We start from the raw sequence: 21251 nt of genomic DNA on the forward strand, positions 1-21251 counted from the left end.
GATCCGTGCTGAATTGTGAACGCGCAGCCGGTCAGACGCGACGAGTCAGCCGCGCGGAGCGGCCGACGACGAACCGAGGATGAGCTCCGTGGGCAGCACGACCTTCTCGATCTCGCTCGGTGCGCTGATCTGGCGCCTCACCGACTCGACGGCCTTCTCGCCGAGAGTGCGCTGTTGCTGGCGGATGTGGGTGTAGCGGAACAGCCGTGTGTCGAACGTGGCATCCGGGTGGTCGAAGCAGACGATCGAGATGTCCGCCGGAACCTCGAGCCCGAGTCTGTGGCATGCCTCGCGTAGCATCAGCGCGATGTTGTACTCGGCCGCGACGTAGCCGGTGATGTCGGGATGCTCTTCGATGAACGCGACCAACCGGGCGATGTCCTGCTCGATGGTGTCGGCGCTGCCGGGCACGGTCGAGCCGATCGAGCGCAGCTCGGCGCTGTTCTCGAGGGGCAGATGGTTGGAGGCGTGAGCGTGGATGTACCCGTTGCGCCGATCGTCGCTCGATGAGACGTGGCTGGTCGAGCTCACGAATCCGATGGTCTTGTGTCCGAGGTCCAGCAGGTGCTCGGTCGCAGCGCGCCCACCCGCGAGGTTGTCGGAGCAGACGGCCGAGACCGGGATCCCGTCGAAGAGGCGGTCGAGGATCACGACGGGGAACTTCTTGGCGACCAGTTCGAGGGCGGCGGGCGGGATGTACTCAGACGAGCTCGGAAGCAGGATCAGGCCCTCGACACCGGCGCCGACCAGGGCGCGGATGCAGGCGTCCTCGTCGGCGAGGTCGCCTCCGGATCGCTTGAAGACGACATGGGTGTCGGCGCCGGTCGCCGCGAGGATGCCCTCGATCACCTTGTTGCCGAAGCTGTCGTCGAAGCTGGTGATCACGCACCCGATCAGAGAGGGGCTGCGGTCGGCGTCGTTCTGCGCACGGGCGGGAGCCTGCGGCGCCGTGGGCGTGAGGCTGGTGACCACCGTGCCGATTCGCGGGCGGCGCATGATCAGACCGTCGGTGCGCAGAAGATCGAGCGCCCGTTTGATCGTGATGGGGCTGACATCGAACCGGCTCGACAGCTCCGCCTCGGACGGCATCCGGTCGCCGACCGCGTACTCGCCCCGCAAGATCGACTCGCGCAACGCTTCGTACACCTGCTTGTAGAGCACGTCTGTCCGATCGTTTCAGCCAATAGTTATATTTAATCTACAGGCTTCGTGAACGGATGTCGCGCCGTATGCCACCTCGCCGCCGCGGGAACGATTCACCGCGCGAGAACGGCATCCCCCATCGCCGCGAACGCCTCGCGCAGGATCGGCCGGGGAGTCGCGAACACGACGCGTACGAAGTCCTCGTACCCGCGTCCGAGCAGCGCCCCCTCGGTCAGCACGACTCCGGCGTGGTCGCGGAAGAAGGCGGCCGGCGCGCCCTCGATGCCCAGCGCGCTCGTGTCGATCCAGCCGATGTAGGTCGCATCCGGTTCGCGATAGATCGCGCCGGGAAGATGTTTGGCGACGAGCGACCCCAGAAGGTGCCGCGTCTCGGAGAGATACGCGAGCACCCCGTCGAGCCATGGCTTGCCCTCGCGATAGGCCGCGGTCGACGCGACCACGCCGAGCGTCGCTGCGCCGTGCTGCACCGAGAACCCGAACCGGCGGTAGAGCTCCTGGTCGGCGTCATTGGACGTGATCAGCTGAGCGGTCTTGAGCCCGGGGATGTTCCATGCCTTCGACGCGCTCGTGCCGGTGACGGTGTGCGCGGCCGTGGCCTCAGACACCGACGCATAGGGGATGAACGGCCGGCCGTCGAAGCGCAGCGGCGCGTGGATCTCATCCGCGAACACCCGACCGCCGTGGCGCTCCACGATCTCGGCGAGCGCCTCGAGCTCGGCTCTCTCGACGACGGTTCCGGTCGGGTTGTGCGGGTTGCAGAGCACGAGCGTGCGGGCACCGGCGGCGAACGCCTCATCGATGCGCTGCAGGTCGTGATGCCAGCGTCCGTCGACCTCGACACCGGGGATCTCGATCACCGGATGACCGATCGCGGGCAGATATGTCAGGAACGGCATATATGCGGGAGTGGGCACGATGACCGGTGATCCCGCGGGTGCGTACTCCTCCACCGCGACGCGCAGCGCGGCCATCACGTCGGACACCGGATGCACGCGCTCCGGATCGATCGCCCAGTCGTACTCCCGCTGCATCCACTCGGCGGTCGCCTCACCGAGCCGGGCGGCCAGCGGGGGCGACAGGTATCCGAGGTTCTCTTCATCGATCGCTCGGTGCATGGCATCGGCGATCACGGGCGCGACGCCGAAGTCCATCTCGGCGACCCACGCGCCGATGCGTCCAGGGTGCAGACTCCACTTGCGGCTCTCAGGTCGATCGAGGTCGAACCTCGTGCGGGAGTCGAACGGATGCGGGTCAGTGCGCGCGCGGTGATCGGTCATGGCGAGCGGCTCTCAGCAGCCCGCGAACCGACATCGAGCAGCGCCACCGGCACGACGGGTGCTCACGCGGTCACCCGTCGCAGGTCGACCGGCGCGGTCGGTGGTCGTGATCTCAGACACGAGTACTCCTTCACAGCGTGAGCTTCCACACTAAGGAAGGTCCTGTCGTCGTGCGATTCTCGTTTCGGTGAGTGACGGTCAGGATGCCGCGTCGCGTCGGCCGGCGAAGGCGATCCCGCTCGCCGTGCGCACCAGCGTCGCGTTGTCGGGAGCGGTCCGCCCGTCGGGGAGGGAGAGCGTGTCTTCGAGTCCGATGCGCGAATCGAGTTCGAGCTCGACGGCGAGCGTGAACGCGGGCCACGCCGATCGCAGTTCCCCATGCAGCAGGATCGGGATGATCGGCTCGTCGAGCCGCACGTGCGCGATCAGCCCCTCGGCGTGGCGACGAACGACTTCGACGGCCTCGTCGGGCAGTTCGATGAGCACGCGTGTGCATCGGCTGCGGACAGGCGACTGAGTCCAGGCCTCGAGCCCAGTCGCGTCCCAGATGCCCGCTTCGACTCCGACTCCTCGGCTGAGCAGCAGCTCGGCCACGTCGTCAGCGCCGGCCTCGTGCCAGTTGACAGATGCGAAGTCCGGGAGGTCCGTCCACTCCGAGATCGCGGCCAGCCGCCGCTCGACATCGGGCTCGATCCACGCTCCGGTCGTCACACCGATCGGCGCCTCGGGGCACGCGGCCCTCAAAGCCCGCAGCCACCGCCCGACGTCAGCGGCAGCCAGGCTGTCGCGCCCCGCGGCATCCTTCGGGTGCACATGGATCTCGGTCGCTCCCGCGGCCACGGCCCGCGCCGCATCAGCTGCGGAGAGGGCTGCGTCGGCGCTCAGTGCCGGATGCTCTGTTGCCGAACGGGCGCCGTTGATGCAGGCCTGCAACAGCATCCGTCGGTCTGATCGGTCCAACGAATCGCCGCCCATCAGTTCATGAGGTCGCGCGGATGCCAGTCATACAGATTTCCGGTGTCGGATGGTCCCTCGTCGGTGCGCACGGTGTGCTGCACCTGACGCGCCGCCGCAGCTCCGCGGCCGGCCCGGACGGCTTCGTCTTGGGTCCCGAAGCTGGAACCCAGGGTGCGGGATTCGCCCTCGATGCGGTTGAACCAGATCCCGTCACGCTGGAAGGTCTCGATGTCGCCTGCGGCCATGCCACGTCCTTTCGATCTGCCTCCTTTCTACGTGACGGGCCTGACACCGGGTGAGCCCCTTGACAGTGTGCCGCCCCGTCGTCAGACGAGTCATGAGCGTCGCGATGAGGGTCGAAAGAGCGGACCATTCACCAAATAGTCGCGACGTCAAGCCCTGTGACGAGCTCTGCTCGTGCGGTTTACGGTTATCAGATGCATGACCCGGATGCATCAGCAGGGAGCAAGTGATGACGTTGGAAGTGGTCTCGCCCACGGCTGCACTCCTCGACGGACGGTACGTGCTGCACGACCGCGTCGGGCAGGGCGGCATGGCGACCGTCTATCGTGCTGAAGACACGCACCTCGGACGCATCGTCGCGATCAAGATGATCCACGGCGAGGGCCCGGTCGCATCGATCGAGCGGGCGCACACCGAGAAGGCGCTTCTCGCGTCGCTGAGTCACCCTTCGCTCGTGACGCTCTACGACGCGCAGCTCGTCCCCGGGCGCCCCCAATACCTCGTCATGGAGTTCGTCGACGGACCGACCCTCGCCGCGCGCATGGCCGAAGGCCCGCTGCCACCCCGAGACGTCGCGCGCATCACTCGCGACCTCGCCGAGGGACTGGCCGCGGTGCACGCAGCGGGGATCGTGCACCGTGACGTCAAGCCGTCGAACGTGCTGCTGGCACGGGGTCGGTCGGGCCGGCCTCTCGCCGCGAAGCTCGCCGACTTCGGCATCGCCACGTCGATCGAGGACACTCGGCTCACGACGCCGGGGATCGTGCTCGGCACACTCACCTATATGGCTCCGGAGCAGCTGCGCGACGCCGCCCCCGGCACTCCGGTCGATATCTTCGCGCTGGGCCTGGTCGTACTCGAAGCCCTCTCGGGGGAGACCGGATACGCCGCGCTCGGCTCCGGACGCGCGGCGGCGATCGCCCGCCTCGCGCAACCGCCGAGGATCTCCGAGACGGTTCCCCAGGAGTGGCGCGATCTGCTGACCCGCATGACGCGGCTCGAGCCCGAAGAGCGACCGACCGCGGCCGAGGTCGCTCGTGCAGCGCGAGGTCTGCTGCGGGGCTACGCGTCTGACGCCAACGGTTCCGCAGTCGCTGCGGCGGCGGCAGCCATCGTCGCGTCGGCCGGAGCGGATCCTGTGGCAAGCACGGCGCCGGTGGAGGATGCCGGTGCGGATTCAGCTCGCGGCGGGACTCCGCCGAGTGAGGCTGTCGTCGGTCAGCCGGACGGCAGCGCCGCACCGCCGGCGGCGCCGGAGGCCGCTGCCAGCCCGACAACCCGGACGACGCAGATCGCCGGCACCACCGGCGCGACGGCGGTGCTCGATGCGTCGTCACTCCCGCCGACGCGAGTGCGCACGCGTCCCCACCCCCGCCGACGAATGCTCGTCGGCGCAGCGGGACTCGTCGCGACGGGCGCACTCGTCGTGGGTCTCGCGGCCTTCACCGCGCCGAACCCCGATCTCGGCCGACTCGCGTCGGCTGTGGCGGCTCGCACCGCCGTGACGCCTGCGGAGACCACGCCCGCAGAAACCGTGACCGAAGAGGCCCCCGCCGCACCGGTCGAGGTCGTCACTGACTCGGGCAATCAGGGCAACGGCAACAAAGAAGACAAGGCCGACAAGGGCAACCCGGGGAACTCCGGGAACTCGGGGAACTCGGACAAGGGCCAGTCCAACGGCAAGGCGCCGAAGGAGAAGGACAAGTAGCACTGGCGAACACTCCGCGCTCGGCAGGTTCGTGCATGCGGCGGGGTGGGTTCCGCGTCTCGGTTGACACCTCTCGTCGGTATCCCCTCGGAACACCGACAGCAGGTGCCAACCCAAAAACTCGACCGCCGACGCCGTCGCCCGGCCGCGACGGCGCGACAGTCTCGCTGTGCGTCAGCCCGCGTAGGCGGCCCGCACGTCGAGCACCCAGGTCACGCCGAAGCGGTCGGTGAGCATCCCGAACCCGGGCGACCACGCCGACGCGGCGAGCGGCTCGACGATCGAGGCGCCGTCTGCGAGAGCGTCCCAGTATCCGGTGAGCTCGTCGAGCGAGTCGGCGCGCAGCGACTGGAAAAAGGAGCGGTCGGTGATCGTCATCCCGTTCTCCCGCGAGGTCGTGCCTGCGGTCGCGTCAGAGTCATCCGCGCCGGGGATGTCGTATGCCATCAACCGGAAGCCGTCGGCGTTCTCGACCTGCCCGAACACGATCTTGTCGGCGCCGGGCACGCCCGCAGGCATCCCGAAGTCGCCGTAGGTGGCGAGTGTCGGCTCGCCGCCGAAGACAGCTCCGTAGAACTCGAGCGCCTGGCGAGCGGTGCCGCGGAAGTTCAGGTGGGTGGTGGTTGCGATGCTCATGATGTCTCCTCGATCGTCGTGCGGCGGATTCGCCGTCGAGACCAACACTCACAGCAGAAGAGGACAGTTTCGGTCCTCTACCTGACGCAGAATGGATGCCATGACCGGCAGCTCCTCGCGCATGCTCGCCCTGCTCTCGCTGCTGCAGACGCAGCGCGACTGGCCGGGGCAGGTGCTCGCCGACCGCCTCGACGTCACACCGCGCACGGTGCGCCGAGACGTCGACCGCCTGCGCGAACTGGGCTATCGGATCAGCGCGATCAAGGGCCCTGACGGCGGATACCGGTTGGCCGCCGGCTCCGAGCTTCCTCCTCTTCTCTTCGACGACGAGCAGGCCGTCGCCATCGCGGTCGCGCTGCAGAGCGTCTCGGCCACGGGGATCGACATCGACGAGGGCGCCGCTCGTGCGCTCGCCACCGTGCGCCAAGTGATGCCATCGCGCCTGCGGCACCGGGTCGACGGCATCCGCTTCACCGGCGTCGAGAACGAGACCCGGGTGGATCCCGCGGTGCTCGAGGCCGTCAGCGCCGCGGTACGCGACCGGCACGTGCTCCGCTTCGACTACGGCGACCACGACCGCCCGGCCCGGCGCACCGAGCCGCACGCCGTCGTCGCCCGCGAAGGACGCTGGTACCTGCTCGCGTGGGATCTCGAGGCCGACGACTGGCGCACCTTCCGGCTCGATCGGATGACGCCGCGCATCCCGACCGGCCCCGCCTTCACGCCGCGCGAACTTCCCGCCGCCGACGCGCAGACCTACCTCGCGGCTCGCGCGAAGGGATCGGATGCCGAGGACCGCTGGCCCTGCATCGGCGAGCTCGTGCTCGACCTGCCCACCTACGAGGTCGCGCAGTGGATCGGCCGCGATGGCACGGTGGAGCCCATCGACGACGTTTCGTGTCGCGTCACGGTCGGGTCGTGGTCGTGGGTCGGCATCCTCGCGTCGATCGCCCGCTTCGATGCGCCGTTCACGGTCGTCGGGCCACCCGCTCTGGCGGATGCTGCTCGCACCCTCACGGGGCGGTTCGCCGCCGCATCCTGATCTGCGGCCTGCATCGCTTCCCGTGCGTGGTCAAATGTGCATGCTCCAGCGTTGATTCGGATGCCTTTTCGACCACGCACCCGGTTCAGGATGCGTTTTCGACCACGCACTCGTCTTGCTCCTCCGCCCGGGCGATCGGCCACAGCATCCCCCGGTAGACTGGCCATGCCCCGCCGGCCCCTCATCTAGGAGTGCGCGTGACCACCGCCCCTGCACCTGCCCACAAGCACGTCCCCGACTCCGTCGAGAACGCAGCCGCGACTCCGGAGAAGGAACAGCCCTACGCAGCGCTGGGCCTCAAGGACGACGAGTACGCCCGCATCAGGGAGATCCTGGGCCGCCGCCCGACCTCCGGTGAGCTGGCCATGTACTCCGTGATGTGGTCGGAGCACTGCTCCTACAAGTCGTCGAAGAACTACCTGCGCCGTTTCGGCCAGAAGGTCTCAGACGAGATGAAGGAACGCCTGATGGTGGGCATGGGCCAGAACGCGGGCGTCATCGACGTCGGCGAGGGCTGGGCCGTCACCTTCAAGGCCGAGTCGCACAACCACCCCTCGTTCATCGAGCCGTTCCAGGGAGCAGCTACCGGCGTCGGCGGCATCGTCCGCGACATCATCTCGATGGGCGCACGCCCGGTCGCGATCATGGACGCCCTGCGTTTCGGCGCGATCGACCACCCCGACACCGCCCGCGTCGTGCACGGCGTGACCAGCGGCATCAGCTTCTACGGCAACTGCCTGGGCCTTCCGAACATCGGCGGCGAGACGGTCTTCGACTCCGTCTACCAGGCCAACCCGCTCGTCAACGCGCTCGCGGTCGGCGTCCTTCGCCACGAAGACCTCAAGCTCGCCAATGCCACGGGCGTCGGCAACAAGGTCGTGCTGTTCGGCGCCCGCACGGGTGGCGACGGCATCGGCGGCGCCAGCATCCTGGCATCCGACTCGTTCGACAGCACCGGACCCACCAAGCGCCCCGCGGTGCAGGTGGGCGACCCGTTCGCCGAGAAGGTGCTCATCGAGTGCTGCCTCGAGCTCTACCGCGACGAGCTCGTCGAGGCGATCCAAGACCTCGGTGCCGCGGGAATCTCGTGCGCGACCAGCGAGCTCGCGGCCAACGGCAACAGCGGCATGAAGGTCTCGCTCGACAACGTCCTGCTGCGCGACCCCTCGCTCACGGCTGAGGAGATCCTCATGTCGGAGTCGCAGGAGCGCATGATGGCGATCGTCGCCCCCGAGAAGCTCGACGCGTTCCTCGCGGTCGTGCAGAAGTGGGACGTCGAGACGTCGGTGCTGGGCGAGGTCACCGGAGACGGCCGCCTCATCATCGACTGGCAGGGCGAGCGCATCGTCGACGTCGACCCCTCGACCGTCGCGGTCGACGGCCCGGTCTACGACCGCCCGGTCGCGTACCCGACGTGGATCGACGCACTGCAGGCGGATGCCGCCGAGAACCTGCCCCGCTCGAACGACCCCGAGGTGCTGCGCGAGCAGTTCCTCGACCTGGTCGCCTCACCGAACCTGGCCGACACCCGCTGGATCACCAACCAGTACGACTACTACGTGCTCGGCAACACGGCCCTCTCGTTCCCCGATGACGCCGGCATGATCCGCGTCGACGAGGAGTCGGGTCTCGGCTTCGCGATCTCGACCGACGCGAACGGCCGCTACTGCCAGCTCGACCCGTATGCGGGGGCGCAGCTGGCCCTGGCCGAGGCGTACCGCAACGTCGCCGTCACCGGTGCCGTGCCCACCGCGATCACCGACTGCCTGAACTTCGGCTCTCCCGAGAACCCCGAGGTCATGTGGCAGTTCGGGCAGACCGTCGACGGTCTCGCCGACGGATGCTACGAGCTCGGCACCCCGGTCACCGGCGGCAACGTCTCGTTCTACAACCAGACCGGCGACGTGCCGATCCACCCGACCCCGCTCGTCGGCGTGCTCGGCATCATCGACGACGTCTCGCGCCGCATCCCCTCGGGATGGCAGGACGAGGGCCAGAACATCTACCTGCTCGGCACGACCTCGACCGAGCTGTCGGGTTCTGCGTGGGCCGAGACCGTGCACCAGCACCTCGGCGGACTGCCCCCGAAGGTCGACCTCGCGGGCGAGAAGCGCCTCGCAGGTCTGCTCGGTGCGGCACGCGACGAGTGGCTGATCTCGTCGGCGCACGACGTGTCGGAGGGTGGCCTCGCACAGGCCCTCGCCGAGGGCGTCTCACGCTTCGGGGTCGGCGCACGCGTCTGGCTCAACGAGATCATCGAGCGCGACGGAGTGGATGCTGCGACCGCACTGTTCTCCGAGTCGACCGGTCGCGTCATCGTGACTGTCCCGCGTGAGGACGACGTGAAGTTCCGTGGGCTCTGCGAGGGCCGCGACTACCCCGTGATGCGCATCGGCGTGACCGACTCCGAGGGCGCGAAGCTCGAGGTGCAGGACGTCTTCACGGTTCCCGTCGCCGAGATCCGCGAGCGCTCGCAGGCCACTCTGCCCGCCGCCTTCGGCCCGACCGTCAGCGAGCCGGTCAGCGCATGAGCGGTGACGGCCTGAGCGAGGACTACGGCGACCTGGGCGAGAAGCGCAATCGCCGCCTGCGCATCGTCGCCTGGAGCGTCATCATCGCGCTCATCCTCGGCGGCGGCGGCGCGACCGTCATCACACTGCTGCTCGGCTGAGTTCGGGTCCTCCTCCTTCGGGTGCCGAGGCGGGTCGGGTGCTCCTTTGCGCCTGCCCTCCTCGCCCTGCCTCCCTCCTTCGTCCTGCCTGCCGCCCTCCTGCGGGGCATGACTTCGGACTCGACGGTCGACACTCGGGTGACCGGGTCACCTCGACCGCATGTCGCTGCCTGCAGTCCGAATCTGTGCCCGGGCAATCGCCCGCGTCCTCTTCTACACCGGCACCCGCTCGTCCGGGGATGTCAACGGAACCCGAGAACGAGCATCCGAATGTAGGCGCCCCCGCGAAGGATTCGAGGCATCACAGATCCAAGGGGGATGCCATGACCGAAGCCAAACTCGACCTGATCGCCAAGCTGCTGGCGAAGGCCGAGAGCACGACGCCCGAGGAGGCCGAGGCTCTGACCGAGCACGCCGAGCGCCTGATCGTGAAGTACGGGATCGAGCAGGCGCAGATCGACGAACGACGGGGGCTGCTGGGGCAGGTGAAGGAGCAGATCGTGACCGAGCGGATGCTGTTCCGCGGCGTCTACGCGAAAGACCTCCGCGAGATCGGGATCGGAGTCGCCAGAGCGCTCGAGACCGTGCGGCCTCTCGTCGGAGAGTTCCCGCCGGTCGCCGCCCTCTATCTGGTCGGTCATGCGTCCGACGCGCGGCAGGCGCAGACGCTGACCGCGAGCCTCGAGGTGCAGGCGATGGTCGCGATGCGCAGCTGGTGGCTCGAGCATCGTGACCTGTATGCCGAGCACCGCGAGGGCGACCGACGGCGGGCACGCAGCGGCTTCCTCCGCGGATTCGCCGTGGGGGTCATGAACCGCATCACAGAGAGCCGACGCGTCGCAGTCGAGGAGAGCGGCGACGGCACAGAGCTCGTGCTCGTCTCCCGTCGGAGCCGGGTCGACGAAGCAGTCGACGAGATGGCGACGAAGGCCGCCCGGCCGAGGCGAGGAGCGGATGCGACGTCGTTCGCGTACGGGCATCGATCGGGTCTGGACGCGCAGACAGGTGGCCGGACAGCGGTGGCTCGGTGAGCCGGACGACTACCGCGAGAAGAAGAAGCGGGTCAGCCGCACGATCGAATCAGGGTCGTGGTGCTCGCGCCCCAGCGATTCGACGATGATCGCGCCGAGGATCGCTCGTCCGAGCTGCTCGACAGGCGCCTCCTCAGCGAGCTGCCCGTCGCGGATGCCACCTCGGAGGCGTTCGGTGAGGTACTTCTCGACCCCGAGGCTGTCGCCGAGGTGCGCTCCGACTCCGGCGTCCTCCGTCGCCGCGGCGACGAGCGAGCGCAGAAGAGCGCCTCCCTCGGGCGCCTCGAGGATCGACAGCACGCTGCGCAGCCAGGTCTCGACATCGGCGGCGAGGTCTCCGGTGTCGGGAACGACGAAGTCGACGGGGATGAGCCGACCTTCCGCGAGGCATTCGCCGATGAGGGCTCCGCGTGACGGCCACCAGCGATAGATGGTCTGTTTGCCGACGCCGGCCTCTTTCGCGATGCCTTCGATCGTGAGCCGGTCGTACCCCTGGTTGTGGAACAGACGAGAGGTCGCGTCGAGGATCGCTTCACGGGCAGCAGTACTGCGCACGGGTCCGCTTCGATGCTCGTTCACCACACGTTCAGGATAACCACAGAACACTAGACGAGACGCCCCGTATGATCTATCCGTCTGAAGGAGATCGTTGTGGCTGCACTGCTGTACCGCCTGGGTTCGTTCGCTGCACGCAAGGCGTGGACGGTGATCGTCTCGTGGGTCGTCATCCTCGGCCTGGGTGTCGGCGCGTTCCTCACGCTCGGGGGCACACTGAGCAACAGCTTCGACATCCCCGGCACGGCCTCGGGTGCCGTGACCGACCAGCTCGCCGAGAAGCTGCCCGACACCGCCGGCGGCACGGGAACCGTGGTCTACCAGACGACCGACGGATCGGCCTTCACCGAACAGCAGAAGCAGGAGATCTCGGACCTCGCGTCGAGCGCCGAGGATCTCGACGGCGTCGCATCCGTGATCGATCCGTTCGACGCTCAGCAGCAGCAGGCCGTGCAGGCGCAGGACCTCGCTGACGGCAAGGACCAGATCGACGGCGGCCGCGCCCAGCTGGATGCCGGTCAGACCCAGCTCGATGACGGACGCACCCAGCTCGATGCGGGTCTCGAACAGCTCACCACCGCTCGATCACAGGCCGAGGCGGGCGGTGCTCCCGCCGAGCAGCTCGCGGCGTTGGATGCTCAGATCGCCGCCCTCAATGGCCAGCTCACCGAGCTCGACGCCCAGCAGAAGACGATCGACGAGTCGCGCGACGAGCTCGACGCCAACGCCGAGAAGGTCGACCTCGGATCCACGCTCCTCGATCTCACGAACGGCATCGGCGTCGTATCCGAAGACGGCTCGACCGCGATCGTCAACGTCTCGTTCGAAGACCCCCGCCTCGAACTCTCCGAAGAGGTCAAACAGGGCACGATCGAGCACTTCGACTCCTCCCCCATCGATGGCGTCGAGGTGAACTTCGGCACCGACATCGCGCAGGGGGTCCCCGAGATCTTCGGCGTCGGAGAGGCGATCGGCCTCGCGTTCGCTGCGGTCGTGCTGATCGTGATGCTCGGCACACTCATCGGCGCGGCCCTGCCGATCGTCACCGCAGTCGTCGGCGTGGGCGTCGGCGTGACCGCATCCCTCGCCTTCTCGGGCGTCGTCGACATGGCATCCGTCACCCCGGTGCTGGGTGTGATGCTGGGCCTCGCGGTCGGCATCGACTACTCGCTCTTCATCGTGAACCGGCACCGCAAGCAGCTGCTGAACGGCGTGCCGGTGAGGGAGTCCATCGGCCTCGCCACCGGCACCTCGGGCACCGCCGTCGTGTTCGCCGGCACCACGGTCATCGTCGCTCTGCTTGCCCTCAACGTGACGGGCGTGCCGTTCCTCGGCCTCATGGGCACGGTCGGCGCAGTCTGCGTCGCGGTCGCCGTGCTCGTCGCGATCACGCTCGCCCCCGCGATCCTCGGACTCGTCGGCACTCGCCTGCTCAGCGGCAGGGCCCGCGCCACAATCGGGCAGCCGCATGCCGCGGGCAAGCCCGTGAAGCAGATGTCGACGCTGCGTGCGATCGTCACCGTGCTCGTCAGCGTCATCGCGCTGCTGATCGTCGCGATCCCGTCGATGTCGATGCGCCTCGGCCTGCCCGACGGCGCGAGCGAGCCCTCCGACTCGACCAGCTACCGCGCGTTCCACATCGTCGACGAGCAGTTCGGCGAGGGGGCGAACGGTCCGCTGCTCGTCACCGCCACTCTCGACGACGCGGTCAGCGACGACGACCTGCTCGCCACGCAGGTCGAGATCGCCCAGACTCTCTCCGACCAGGACGACGTCGTCGGCGTCGCCCCGATCGCGACGTCCGACGACAACACGCTGCTCGCGTTCCAGGTGCTCCCCGCAGAGGGCCCGAACAGCGCCTCCACAGAGAAGCTCGTGCAGGACATCCGCGCACTGCCGCAGCTCGACGGCGGCATCACTCTCGGAGTCGCCGGCCAGGCGGCCACCAACATCGACATCTCCGAGGCGCTGGCCGGCGTGCTGCCGCTCTACCTCGTGGTCGTCGTCGGGCTCTCGCTGCTCATCATGATCGTCGTGTTCCGCTCGCTGCTCGTGCCCATCATCGCGACCGGAGGCTTCGTGCTCTCGCTCTTCGCGACCTACGGCCTGATCGTCGCCGTGTTCCAGTGGGGCTGGGGCGCCGAGATCATCGGTCTGCACAGCACCGGTCCGATCCTGAGCTTCCTGCCGGTGATCCTCGTCGGCATCCTGTTCGGGCTCGCGATGGACTACCAGCTGTTCCTCGCCTCGGGCATGCGCGAGGCGTATGTGCACGGCGCCTCAGCCCGGGATGCGGTGGCCCAGGGCTTCCGAGCCGGGCGCTCGGTCGTCGTCGCCGCGGCCCTCATCATGGTCTCGGTCTTCGGCGGGTTCATCTTCTCGGAGTCGACGATCATCCGCTCGATCGGCTTCGGCCTCGCCTTCGGTGTGCTGCTCGACGCCTTCGTCGTGCGGATGCTGCTCATGCCAGCCCTCATGCACCTGCTCGGCCGTTCGGCCTGGTGGCTGCCGCGGTGGCTCGACCGCATCCTCCCCAACGTCGACATGGAAGGTGCAGCGCTCGAGCGCGACCACCCCGGTGTGCGGACCGACACGGTTCAGGTCGTCGCGCCCGCAGACGACGCAGAAGCGCGCTGACGTCACGCACCCCGGAACCCGGATGAGGCGGCAACAGCACGCCGCCTCTTCCGCGGACGCTCGAGCGTGGGTAGCCTCGGCCAGCAAGGAGGCACCATGGCCATCGCACCCGTCGACGTGGCCCTCGACGCGAACATCGAGGGCCACCTGATCGGCTCACCCGTCAGCATCATCCGCGAGTTCACCTCGACCCTCGGCAGCGGGCCGCGACTTCACCGGCATCCGTACGTCGAGACCTTCGTGATCCACCGAGGCCGCGCGCTCTTCACCGTGGGCGACGAGAAGGTCGTCGGATCCGGAGGACAGGTGCTCGTCGTCCCGGCGCTCGTCAGCCACCGTTTCGAGGTGCTCGACGGCGGCACGTACGAGGCCACCCACATCCATTCGAGCGATCGGTTCATCACGGAGTGGCTGGAGTAGTCACTCTTCTCGTCACCAGGCGTGCGATCTCCAGCCGGATGAACTCGGCGACCCGCACATCGGGTCAGACCACCATCCCGCGCCAGATCACCTCGACGGCAGCCCTCAGACGGGCGGCGACTGCAGGGTCGTCCATCCGGTCGCCGCGCACGACGATCTGGTAGTACGCGGTGCCGGCGATCGCATCGAAGCACGCGTCGACGTCGAGATCCGGGCGCAGCTCACCGCGCGCGACCCCTGCGCGCAGCGCGTTCAGCAGCGGCACCCGCCTTCGCGACACATGCGACTGCCAGTACGCCTTCTGCAGCGCACGGTCCGACATCACGAGCCGGATGCGCTGACGGAATCGCTCCTCCGCATACCCGGATGCTGCGACCGACAGAGCCACTCCGCTCTCGCCGAGCCCGAGCCCGTCGAACAGCGCATCGCGAAGGTCGACGTCGTCCGGATACTCCAGCGGCACCATGCGCCCGACGTCGAGCGCGGCCGCGATCAAGGTCGTGAGCGACGGCCATCGGCGGTACAGCGCCGCCCGACTCACCCCGCTCCGCGCGACCACGCGGCTGACGGTCACCTCCTCCCCCGCGTCGATGATCTCGAGCGTCGCGGCGACGATCTGCCCGTCGATGTCCTCATCACGCGGACGGCCGGGGCGGCGGCGAACCGCAGCCCCGACAGCATCCTGTGCCACAGCCGTGATCACACCAGCGCCCGCTCGCGAAGACGCGTGATCGTCGCGTCCGACAGCCCTGCCGCTCGCAGCGGTGCGAGAGCATCGCCGTGCTGCTCGCGGAGCGTGTCGAGCAGGGTGCGCATCGACACCTCCATCGAGCCTTCGAGCAGCGCCGCGCTGGCCCCGGCGGCACCCGCGTCGAACCCGAGCGCCTTCCACATCGCGCCCATCACCGGAGCAGTGCGCTGCATGATCGCGACCATGTTGCCGCCGGTGAGGGCATAGTCGGCGACGATGTCGTCATCCGCCGCACCGAGAGCGAGCAGCAGCATCGCCGCGACCACACCGGTGCGATCGCGCCCCGCCGCGCAGTGGAACGCCGCGGTTCCCGGTGTGTGCGCGATGACGTTCAGCGCCGTGACCAGCTGCGGTGCGGCGACCTCGACCATGCGCAGGTACATCCGCCCCATCGCGTCGTGGGTGAGCTCGGGGGCATCCCGGTTCATCGACTCTCCGACATCCGCGATCAACGGCAGGTGGTGGTAGGCCACGGGGTACTCGGCGAGAGGGCCGCGACCGGTGACCGAGACCTCCAGCGGCGAGCGCAGGTCGATGATCGCGGTGAGCCCCGCGGCGACGAGCTGTGCGGCGACGTCGGTCGTGACGTAGGCGAGGTCGTCGGTGCGAATGGCGAGGCCCTCGCGCAGCACGCCGCCGTCGATCGGAATGCCGCCGAGATCGCGCAGGTTGACGGGGGCGCTGAGCACCAGGTCGATGTCGGCGATGGTCATGTGATTCTCCTTCGGATGAGGGCGCTGCCCTGGTCGATCGCCGTGACGAGCACGATGATGCAGATGATGATGGCGCTGAGGTGTCCGTAGTCGTACATGCGCATCGCGGTGGTCAGCTCGAGGCCGATGCCACCGGCGCCGACGAGACCCAGGATGGTCGCGCCGCGCACGTTGCCTTCGAACAGCAGCAGCGTGTACGAGGTCAGCAGGGGTGCGGACTGCGGCAGGATGCCGTATTGGATGACCTGCCGCTTCGAGGCGCCGACGGCCTCCATCGCGACGACCGGTCCGCGGTCGACCTGCTCCATGGCCTCGGCGAAGATCTTGCCGATCGATCCGATCGATCCGAGGGTCATGGCCAGGATGCCGGCGAACGGGCCGAGTCCGACGGCCGAGACGAACATGAGCGCGAACACGAGATCGGGCACCGAGCGGATGATGTTCATCACCCATCTCGTCGGGTAGTAGACCCACTTCGGCGCGATGTTCGACGATGCGCCGAACGCGGCGAGCAGCGACAGCACGGCGCCGAGCACCGTGCCGACGACAGCCATCTGGAACGTCTCGAGCAGCAGCGCGAGGATGGTGCCGATCTTCGAGAAGTCCGGCGGGAACAGCCGGGAAAGGAACTCGCCCATGTTGACGGCGCCGTCACCCAGCTTGATGAAGTTGAACTCGGCGCCGTTGAACGACCAGATCAGCAGCAGCGCGGCGATCGGCAGGCCGATCAGGAAGCGAGCCCGCGGGATGCGGAACGCGCGCTCCAGGCGCGAGCGCTCCCCGGCACCCAGGGTCGGGCGAGTGGACGGCCGGTCGGCCTTGCCGCCTGGGGCATCCGTCGAGCGGCCCGCCGGGCCATCCGTCGAACGGGGATCAGTGGTGAGCGTCATCGTCGTGCTCCTCGTCGTCGTAGAGCGGCGCGAGTGCCGCGGCATCCAGCTGCGATGTGGCGCCCGCGACCAGCATCCGTCCGTGCCGCAGTCCGATGATGCGGTCGCTGTGCGCGAGCGCGAGCGGCAGCACATGCAGGCTGACGAGCACCGGGATGCCGTCTTCGGTGGCGATCTCGCGCAGCAGTTCGAGCACCGAATCGGCGAGCTTGGGGTCGAGCGATGCGACCGGCTCGTCAGCGAGGATCACCTTGGGCTGCTGCATGAGCGCCCTGGCGATCGCCACGCGCTGCTGCTGGCCGCCCGAGAGCGACCGCGCAGGGGCAGTGGCCTTGTGAGCGATGCCGACGCGGTCGAGCAGTTCGAGCGCGCGGCGGCGATGCGCGGTCGAGAAGCCGCCCACCAGATTGATCGCGCCGGCGCCGTGCAGCGCTCCGGTGAGCACGTTCGTCATGACGCTGAGCCGCGGGATCAGGTTGAACTGCTGGAACACCTGGCCGACATCCGAACGCAGCGTGCGCAGCTCGCCGCGCGCGAGGTTGGTGACGTCATGGCCGGCGACCCTGACCGACCCCGCAGAGATCGGGGCGAACCCGGTGAGGCTGCGCATGAGGGTCGATTTGCCCGAACCCGAGGCGCCGAGCAGCGCGACCATCTCACCGGGGAACAGGTCGAGGTCCACGCCGTCGAGCACCGTGGTGGCGTCATACGCGACGCTCAGGTCGCGCACCGACACGAGCGGGAGCGCCTGTCGGACTTCGGCCGTGGGCGTGCGGCCGGGGGCGGACGTTTCGTCTCGTCGCTCCGCTCCTCGCTCAACGACCAGGACTTCTTTGCTCGTTGAGCGAGCGGAGCGAGACGAAACGCTCGCACTCGTCATTTCAGGTCCTTGAGCTCGACGCCCGCGACCTCGGCGATCTCGGCGAACGAGGCGAACGACGAGCCGTCGGGGTCGACCGTCTGCTCGGCCGCGGCGAAGGCACCGTAGGCTCCGAGAGCTTCGGCGTTCTCGGGCGAGAAGACCTCGGCGATGCCGTCCTGGATGAGCTTGCGCGTCTCGTCGTCGAGCGACTGACGGCCGAGCACCGCGCCCTGGATGTCCATGGCCGGGCTCTCGCCCACCGCGCGCCACTCGCCGTCGGCGAAGGGGAACATCGGGGCGCCCAGCTCGGTGAGCATGACAGCGGTGCACGCGGCATCGACCTGCCCCTGCTGCAGCGCCGCGAAACTGCCCTCGTGGCCGCCCGCGAAGATCGCCTCGTAGTCGGTTCCCTGTTCGAGCCCTGCTTCGTGCAGCATGTACACCGGCATGAAGTAGCCCGAGCTCGACGCCTGGTCGGCGAAGGCGACCGTCTTGCCCTCGAGGTCCTCGACGGTCTCGATCGGCGAATCGTTCAGCACGACGCAGGTCGAGACGGGCTTGCCGTCTCCCTGGAAGGCGACGAGTGCATCGACCTCGCCCGTGTTGACGGCGAGCGCCGAGGGGAAACCGCTCATGATGCCGATGTCGACGTGGTCGGCGCGGATCGCCTCGACCACGCTCAGGTAATCGGGCACATCGGTGATCTCGACATCGCGGCCGGTGGACTCTTCGAGGAGTTCGGCGAAGACCTCGATCGGGTTCTCGGCGGTGGGGTCGTCGCCGACGGGAAGCGTCGCGATCGTGATGGGAGCGTTCGGGTCGGCGGGAGCCGCTTCGGCGGTCGGGCTCTGGCAGCCGGTCAGGGCGAGGGCGGCGAGGCCGAGGAGGCCGACGGCGGGCAGGGTGAGGCGGCGCATGATGACCTTTCGGGAGGAGGCGTTCCCGAATTCCGAGAACAGGAGTATTCCAACTCGCGAAGGTGACAGGGAATTACGAGACCGCTGTACTCGAAACGGAACGCTGAGTGAACGGCTGGTGTCGGTGGTCACGGGCACGGATGTCGGTGACCGGGCCTAGAGTGTGCGGATGACCCCTGATGTCCGTGCTCGCCTCGAAGAGCTGCGCGCCCAGGCGGCAGAGCGGGTCGCAGCGACCGGGGCCACCCTCGCCGAGCTGATGCACGACCGGGAGGGGTCGAACGACGACGACGAGCACGACCCCGAGGGCGTCACGCTCTCGTCGGAGTGGTCACGGCTGACGGGGCTCGCCGAGGCGGCGGCATCCGAACTCGCGCAGGTCGACGATGCGATCGCTCGGTGGGATGCCGGCACCTACGGCATCTGCGCGAACTGCGGCCGCCCGATTCCGCAGGCTCGTCTCGAGGTCCGCCCGTTCGCGACGCACTGCGTCGCCTGTGCCGAGAAGCTCGGCCTCTGAGCCGGAGCTCTCGCCGACCCGACGACGTGTCATCTCGGGCGGCTCAGCCGTCGTCGCTCGACGACTGAGCGCGCCGCGACGCCCCGCACCAGGTCACCAGGTCACCGGGTCACCAGAGGAACGTGACGCCCACGGTGAGCACCGCTCCGAGCACGGCGACCGCCCACCAGCACCACGCCCGCCGGCGAGGGAGGAAGGGCAGGCGAGCCCGCGACCCACGGAGGACGAGGATGCCGATCGCGGCGAGCGCCGGCGCGAAGGCGATGCCCCACAGCCAGCCGCCGACGGAGAACCACGGTCCGCTGTGCCAGAGCAGCAGGAGGCCGAAGGCCGCCCAGATCAGGTCGCCGATCGACGGCAGCAGCGCCTTCCCGCGGAACGCGCGGATCAGGGCGACCAGGCTCAACAGCAGTGCGAGCCCGAAGATGCCCCACGCGATGCCGACGGATGCGCTGTCGACCGCGGGAATCGGCGCGCCCGACACATACGACATGGCGATGTAGTCGGCCGGGGTCACGGTGTTCGACAGCGCGAGGAAGGCGGTGCCGGCCTCCCGATTGAGGGTGAGCATGGTGCGGAATCCCCCGGTTCCGCCGTTGTGCCAGGTCTGCAGGCCGTCGCCGTCGAACGATGCCGACGTGATCCATCCCCATCCGATCTCAGCCCCCTCTCCCATGGGCGCGGTCGGGTCGAGGGCTGCTGAGCCTGGGGCGGTGCCGTCGAGGTTGGCCTGCGCCCACAGCGCGAGGTCTGCCGCGGTGGTGAACGTCGACGCGCCGGCGGGCAGGTAGCCCTCTCCCCACCACCGAGGAGCGGGGACGCCGTTGATCAGGAATCCGGGCACGGCATCAGCCGGCACCTCGTCGGCCGTCGCCGTGACGACCGTGTCGTCCATGCCGAGCGGTTCCGTGATGCGCTCCCTCAGCAGGGCCGCGTAGTCGTCGGCATCCGCTGCCTCGACCAGCGCCGTTCCGAGCAGAGAGACGGCGAAGTTCGAATAGACCGACCCCTGATCGGGGTCGACCGGGGCGACTGCGGCGTCGGCGATCAGCTGCTCGGTCGTCGTGGTCGCGTAGGGGTTCTCGTTGAGGAGGACGCCGCTCAGTGCCTCCGCCTCCGCCGTGGCGCCGAGTCCGGGCAGCCCCGACGAGTGCTGCGACAGCGACGCGAGGGTCACCTCGCCTGCGGCCGTGCCCTCGAGGTCGGGAAGATGTTCGGCGAGCTGATCGTCGGCGCTGACCTCTCCGCGCTCGATCGCGTCGGCGAAGAGTGCGCCGGTGAAGGTCTTGGTGATGGATCCGAGCTCGAACACCGTGTCGGCGGTCGGGGCTCCAGTGTGTGACGGGTCGGCGTCGCCGAGCCCGGCGAAGACCGCTCCGTCCGGGCCGATCTCAGCGACCGAGAGCGCCCGGAAGCTGTCGAGACTGCCGGGAAGCGAGCGGATGCGGTCGGCGAGCGCCTCATCGCCTGCGGTCGACGCGCTGACCGTCTGCTGCTGCGGACCGATCGCCGCACCGAGTGCGACGCCGACGACCGCAGCGACGCCGATCACGGCGAGGATCGCTCGCGTGGGGCGGCGGCGCGGGGCATCCGCTGCGCTCTGGCGGTCCTGCAGGTCTGGGGACGGGATCGAGGGGGTGGTCACGGTGGGCTCCTCAGCTCGAAGCGATCATGGTCAGGACGAGAAGGGGCACCACGCGGGCGGCCGGCACCTCGTAGTACCCGCGGCGCGGAGAGACGAGCCACCCCGCAGTGACGAGCTGCCGCAGGTGGTGGTAGAGCTGGCCCGACGAGGCGAGGTGCTCGAGCTGCAGCAGCTCGGCCGTCGTGTGCGCTCCGCGCATCACCTGGCGCACGAGCTCGATGCGCGCCGGGTGCCCCAGGGCTTCGAGCGGACGGGCGAGATCGCTCCAGTCGTGCGCGAGCAGCCCTTCGGCGTGCAGGCCGTACTGCCAGCGCACCGGCCCCGCCTGCGTCTCGACCGCACCGGCCATCATCACCGCGCCGGGCGCACGGCGTCCGAGCTCGTTCACGAACCAGAGCGGATCGTCGGCGCCGGTCGGCTCGGGCACAGCATCCGCCGCCTGCGGTTCCGCACCCGCTTCCGCACCCGATTCCGCACGATCAGCGGGTGCGGGGACGTGAGCAGCGAGTGCGGACAGCCGTGCGACCTCGTGCTCGAGGTCGGCCAGTCGGCGCTCGATCGTGCTCCGGTCGTCGGGTTCCATGATTCGAACCTATCAAAAGTTCGTAATTA

General features: G+C 68.8%; 21 protein-coding genes. 8 read left to right on the forward strand and 13 right to left on the reverse strand.

Features of this window, described 5'->3' with window-relative positions; all coding sequences use genetic code 11:
- Positions 1 to 45 precede the first annotated feature (45 nt).
- The 4 genes from OB895_RS10990 to OB895_RS11005 form a co-directional block, all read right to left on the reverse strand.
- On the reverse strand, positions 46 to 1161 hold the full coding sequence (locus OB895_RS10990; protein WP_311877614.1) for a GntR family transcriptional regulator: 1116 nt from the start codon (positions 1159 to 1161) through the stop codon (positions 46 to 48).
- 95 nt (positions 1162 to 1256) lie between these two features.
- Positions 1257 to 2441: a MalY/PatB family protein gene (locus OB895_RS10995; protein WP_311877615.1), complete on the reverse strand. Its 1185-nt coding sequence runs from the start codon at positions 2439 to 2441 to the stop codon at positions 1257 to 1259.
- A gap of 198 nt (positions 2442 to 2639) precedes the next feature.
- Entirely contained in the window at positions 2640 to 3380 is a 741-nt protein-coding gene (locus OB895_RS11000) for a 3-keto-5-aminohexanoate cleavage protein (RefSeq protein WP_311877617.1), read from the reverse strand.
- 35 nt (positions 3381 to 3415) lie between these two features.
- A complete protein-coding gene (locus OB895_RS11005; protein WP_042540651.1) occupies positions 3416 to 3643 on the reverse strand; it encodes a DUF2188 domain-containing protein in 228 nt (75 codons plus the stop codon).
- A 227-nt stretch (positions 3644 to 3870) separates the two neighbouring features.
- Here OB895_RS11005 and OB895_RS11010 point away from each other — a divergent pair, with 227 nt between their 5' ends.
- Positions 3871 to 5349 carry a serine/threonine-protein kinase gene (locus tag OB895_RS11010; protein WP_311877620.1) on the forward strand — a complete coding sequence of 493 codons (1479 nt, stop codon included), beginning with the start codon at positions 3871 to 3873 and terminating at the stop codon, positions 5347 to 5349.
- A gap of 174 nt (positions 5350 to 5523) precedes the next feature.
- Here the strand turns inward: OB895_RS11010 and OB895_RS11015 are convergent, their stop codons facing one another.
- Entirely contained in the window at positions 5524 to 5985 is a 462-nt protein-coding gene (locus OB895_RS11015) for a VOC family protein (protein WP_311877622.1), read from the reverse strand.
- 100 nt (positions 5986 to 6085) lie between these two features.
- Between OB895_RS11015 and OB895_RS11020 the strand changes: the two genes are divergently transcribed.
- The 4 genes from OB895_RS11020 (at position 6086) to OB895_RS11035 (ending at position 10729) form a co-directional block, all read left to right on the forward strand.
- Entirely contained in the window at positions 6086 to 7027 is a 942-nt protein-coding gene (locus tag OB895_RS11020) for a helix-turn-helix transcriptional regulator (protein WP_311877625.1), read from the forward strand.
- A gap of 197 nt (positions 7028 to 7224) precedes the next feature.
- Positions 7225 to 9558 carry a phosphoribosylformylglycinamidine synthase subunit PurL gene (gene purL, locus OB895_RS11025; protein WP_311877627.1) on the forward strand — a complete coding sequence of 778 codons (2334 nt, stop codon included), beginning with the start codon at positions 7225 to 7227 and terminating at the stop codon, positions 9556 to 9558.
- The gene (locus OB895_RS11030; RefSeq protein WP_164481679.1) at positions 9555 to 9698 is read left to right on the forward strand and encodes a hypothetical protein; all 144 of its coding nucleotides are present in this window, start codon (positions 9555 to 9557) and stop codon (positions 9696 to 9698) included. Before purL ends, OB895_RS11030 begins: the two co-directional genes overlap by 4 nt.
- Before the next feature lie 323 nt (positions 9699 to 10021).
- Positions 10022 to 10729, forward strand: coding sequence for a DUF2786 domain-containing protein (locus tag OB895_RS11035; protein WP_311877629.1), 708 nt, complete (start codon positions 10022 to 10024; stop codon positions 10727 to 10729).
- Between the two features lie 9 nt (positions 10730 to 10738).
- Here OB895_RS11035 and OB895_RS11040 read toward each other — a convergent pair whose 3' ends face one another.
- Complete coding sequence (locus OB895_RS11040) at positions 10739 to 11308, reverse strand: TetR/AcrR family transcriptional regulator (RefSeq protein ID WP_231567518.1); 570 nt, start codon at positions 11306 to 11308, stop codon at positions 10739 to 10741.
- Positions 11309 to 11380: 72 nt separating this feature from the next.
- On the opposite strand from OB895_RS11040, the gene OB895_RS11045 reads away from it, so the two are divergent.
- Positions 11381 to 13921, forward strand: coding sequence for an MMPL family transporter (locus OB895_RS11045; RefSeq protein WP_311877634.1), 2541 nt, complete (start codon positions 11381 to 11383; stop codon positions 13919 to 13921).
- A 96-nt stretch (positions 13922 to 14017) separates the two neighbouring features.
- The gene (locus OB895_RS11050; protein WP_311877636.1) at positions 14018 to 14341 is read left to right on the forward strand and encodes a cupin domain-containing protein; all 324 of its coding nucleotides are present in this window, start codon (positions 14018 to 14020) and stop codon (positions 14339 to 14341) included.
- A 64-nt stretch (positions 14342 to 14405) separates the two neighbouring features.
- On the opposite strand, the gene OB895_RS11055 is transcribed toward OB895_RS11050, so the two are convergent.
- From OB895_RS11055 to phnD, 5 genes are all read right to left on the reverse strand, one after another.
- Positions 14406 to 15032, reverse strand: a complete 627-nt coding sequence (locus tag OB895_RS11055; protein ID WP_311877637.1) for a TetR/AcrR family transcriptional regulator — start codon at positions 15030 to 15032, stop codon at positions 14406 to 14408.
- Between the two features lie 8 nt (positions 15033 to 15040).
- Positions 15041 to 15805, reverse strand: coding sequence for a tyrosine-protein phosphatase (locus tag OB895_RS11060; RefSeq protein ID WP_079111979.1), 765 nt, complete (start codon positions 15803 to 15805; stop codon positions 15041 to 15043).
- Positions 15802 to 16695, reverse strand: coding sequence for a phosphonate ABC transporter, permease protein PhnE (gene phnE / locus OB895_RS11065; RefSeq protein WP_311877640.1), 894 nt, complete (start codon positions 16693 to 16695; stop codon positions 15802 to 15804). Before phnE ends, OB895_RS11060 begins: the two co-directional genes overlap by 4 nt.
- Positions 16679 to 17431, reverse strand: coding sequence for a phosphonate ABC transporter ATP-binding protein (gene phnC / locus OB895_RS11070; protein ID WP_311877642.1), 753 nt, complete (start codon positions 17429 to 17431; stop codon positions 16679 to 16681). The genes phnE and phnC overlap by 17 nt, the downstream gene beginning before the upstream one ends.
- 140 nt (positions 17432 to 17571) lie before the next feature.
- Positions 17572 to 18474, reverse strand: coding sequence for a phosphate/phosphite/phosphonate ABC transporter substrate-binding protein (gene phnD, locus OB895_RS11075; protein WP_311877644.1), 903 nt, complete (start codon positions 18472 to 18474; stop codon positions 17572 to 17574).
- Between the two features lie 169 nt (positions 18475 to 18643).
- Here phnD and OB895_RS11080 point away from each other — a divergent pair, with 169 nt between their 5' ends.
- Positions 18644 to 18994, forward strand: a complete 351-nt coding sequence (locus tag OB895_RS11080; RefSeq protein ID WP_311877646.1) for a TraR/DksA family transcriptional regulator — start codon at positions 18644 to 18646, stop codon at positions 18992 to 18994.
- Between the two features lie 109 nt (positions 18995 to 19103).
- Here the strand turns inward: OB895_RS11080 and OB895_RS11085 are convergent, their stop codons facing one another.
- Complete coding sequence (locus OB895_RS11085) at positions 19104 to 20639, reverse strand: serine hydrolase domain-containing protein (RefSeq protein ID WP_311877648.1); 1536 nt, start codon at positions 20637 to 20639, stop codon at positions 19104 to 19106.
- 10 nt (positions 20640 to 20649) lie between these two features.
- A complete protein-coding gene (locus OB895_RS11090; RefSeq protein ID WP_042540635.1) occupies positions 20650 to 21222 on the reverse strand; it encodes an ArsR/SmtB family transcription factor in 573 nt (190 codons plus the stop codon).
- Positions 21223 to 21251 lie beyond the last annotated feature (29 nt).

Origin of the sequence: Microbacterium forte (assembly GCF_031885415.1) — a bacterium.
In the GTDB taxonomy this organism is placed as follows: Bacteria; Actinomycetota; Actinomycetes; order Actinomycetales; family Microbacteriaceae; genus Microbacterium; species Microbacterium forte.

Excerpts from the sequence above, each read along its gene's own strand:
- OB895_RS11015 (WP_311877622.1), bottom strand. The coding sequence starts at position 5,985 with ATGAGCATCGCAACCACCACCCACCTGAACTTCCGCGGCACCGCTCGC.
- OB895_RS11000 (WP_311877617.1), bottom strand. The coding sequence starts at position 3,380 with ATGCTGTTGCAGGCCTGCATCAACGGCGCCCGTTCGGCAACAGAGCAT.
- OB895_RS11020 (WP_311877625.1), top strand. The coding sequence starts at position 6,086 with ATGACCGGCAGCTCCTCGCGCATGCTCGCCCTGCTCTCGCTGCTGCAG.
- OB895_RS11050 (WP_311877636.1), top strand. The coding sequence starts at position 14,018 with ATGGCCATCGCACCCGTCGACGTGGCCCTCGACGCGAACATCGAGGGC.
- OB895_RS11010 (WP_311877620.1), top strand. The coding sequence starts at position 3,871 with ATGACGTTGGAAGTGGTCTCGCCCACGGCTGCACTCCTCGACGGACGG.
- phnE (WP_311877640.1), bottom strand. The coding sequence starts at position 16,695 with ATGACGCTCACCACTGATCCCCGTTCGACGGATGGCCCGGCGGGCCGC.
- OB895_RS11060 (WP_079111979.1), bottom strand. The coding sequence starts at position 15,805 with ATGACCATCGCCGACATCGACCTGGTGCTCAGCGCCCCCGTCAACCTG.
- OB895_RS11035 (WP_311877629.1), top strand. The coding sequence starts at position 10,022 with ATGACCGAAGCCAAACTCGACCTGATCGCCAAGCTGCTGGCGAAGGCC.
- OB895_RS11030 (WP_164481679.1), top strand. The coding sequence starts at position 9,555 with ATGAGCGGTGACGGCCTGAGCGAGGACTACGGCGACCTGGGCGAGAAG.
- OB895_RS11090 (WP_042540635.1), bottom strand. The coding sequence starts at position 21,222 with ATGGAACCCGACGACCGGAGCACGATCGAGCGCCGACTGGCCGACCTC.
- OB895_RS11005 (WP_042540651.1), bottom strand. The coding sequence starts at position 3,643 with ATGGCCGCAGGCGACATCGAGACCTTCCAGCGTGACGGGATCTGGTTC.
- OB895_RS10995 (WP_311877615.1), bottom strand. The coding sequence starts at position 2,441 with ATGACCGATCACCGCGCGCGCACTGACCCGCATCCGTTCGACTCCCGC.
- phnD (WP_311877644.1), bottom strand. The coding sequence starts at position 18,474 with ATGCGCCGCCTCACCCTGCCCGCCGTCGGCCTCCTCGGCCTCGCCGCC.
- OB895_RS11080 (WP_311877646.1), top strand. The coding sequence starts at position 18,644 with ATGACCCCTGATGTCCGTGCTCGCCTCGAAGAGCTGCGCGCCCAGGCG.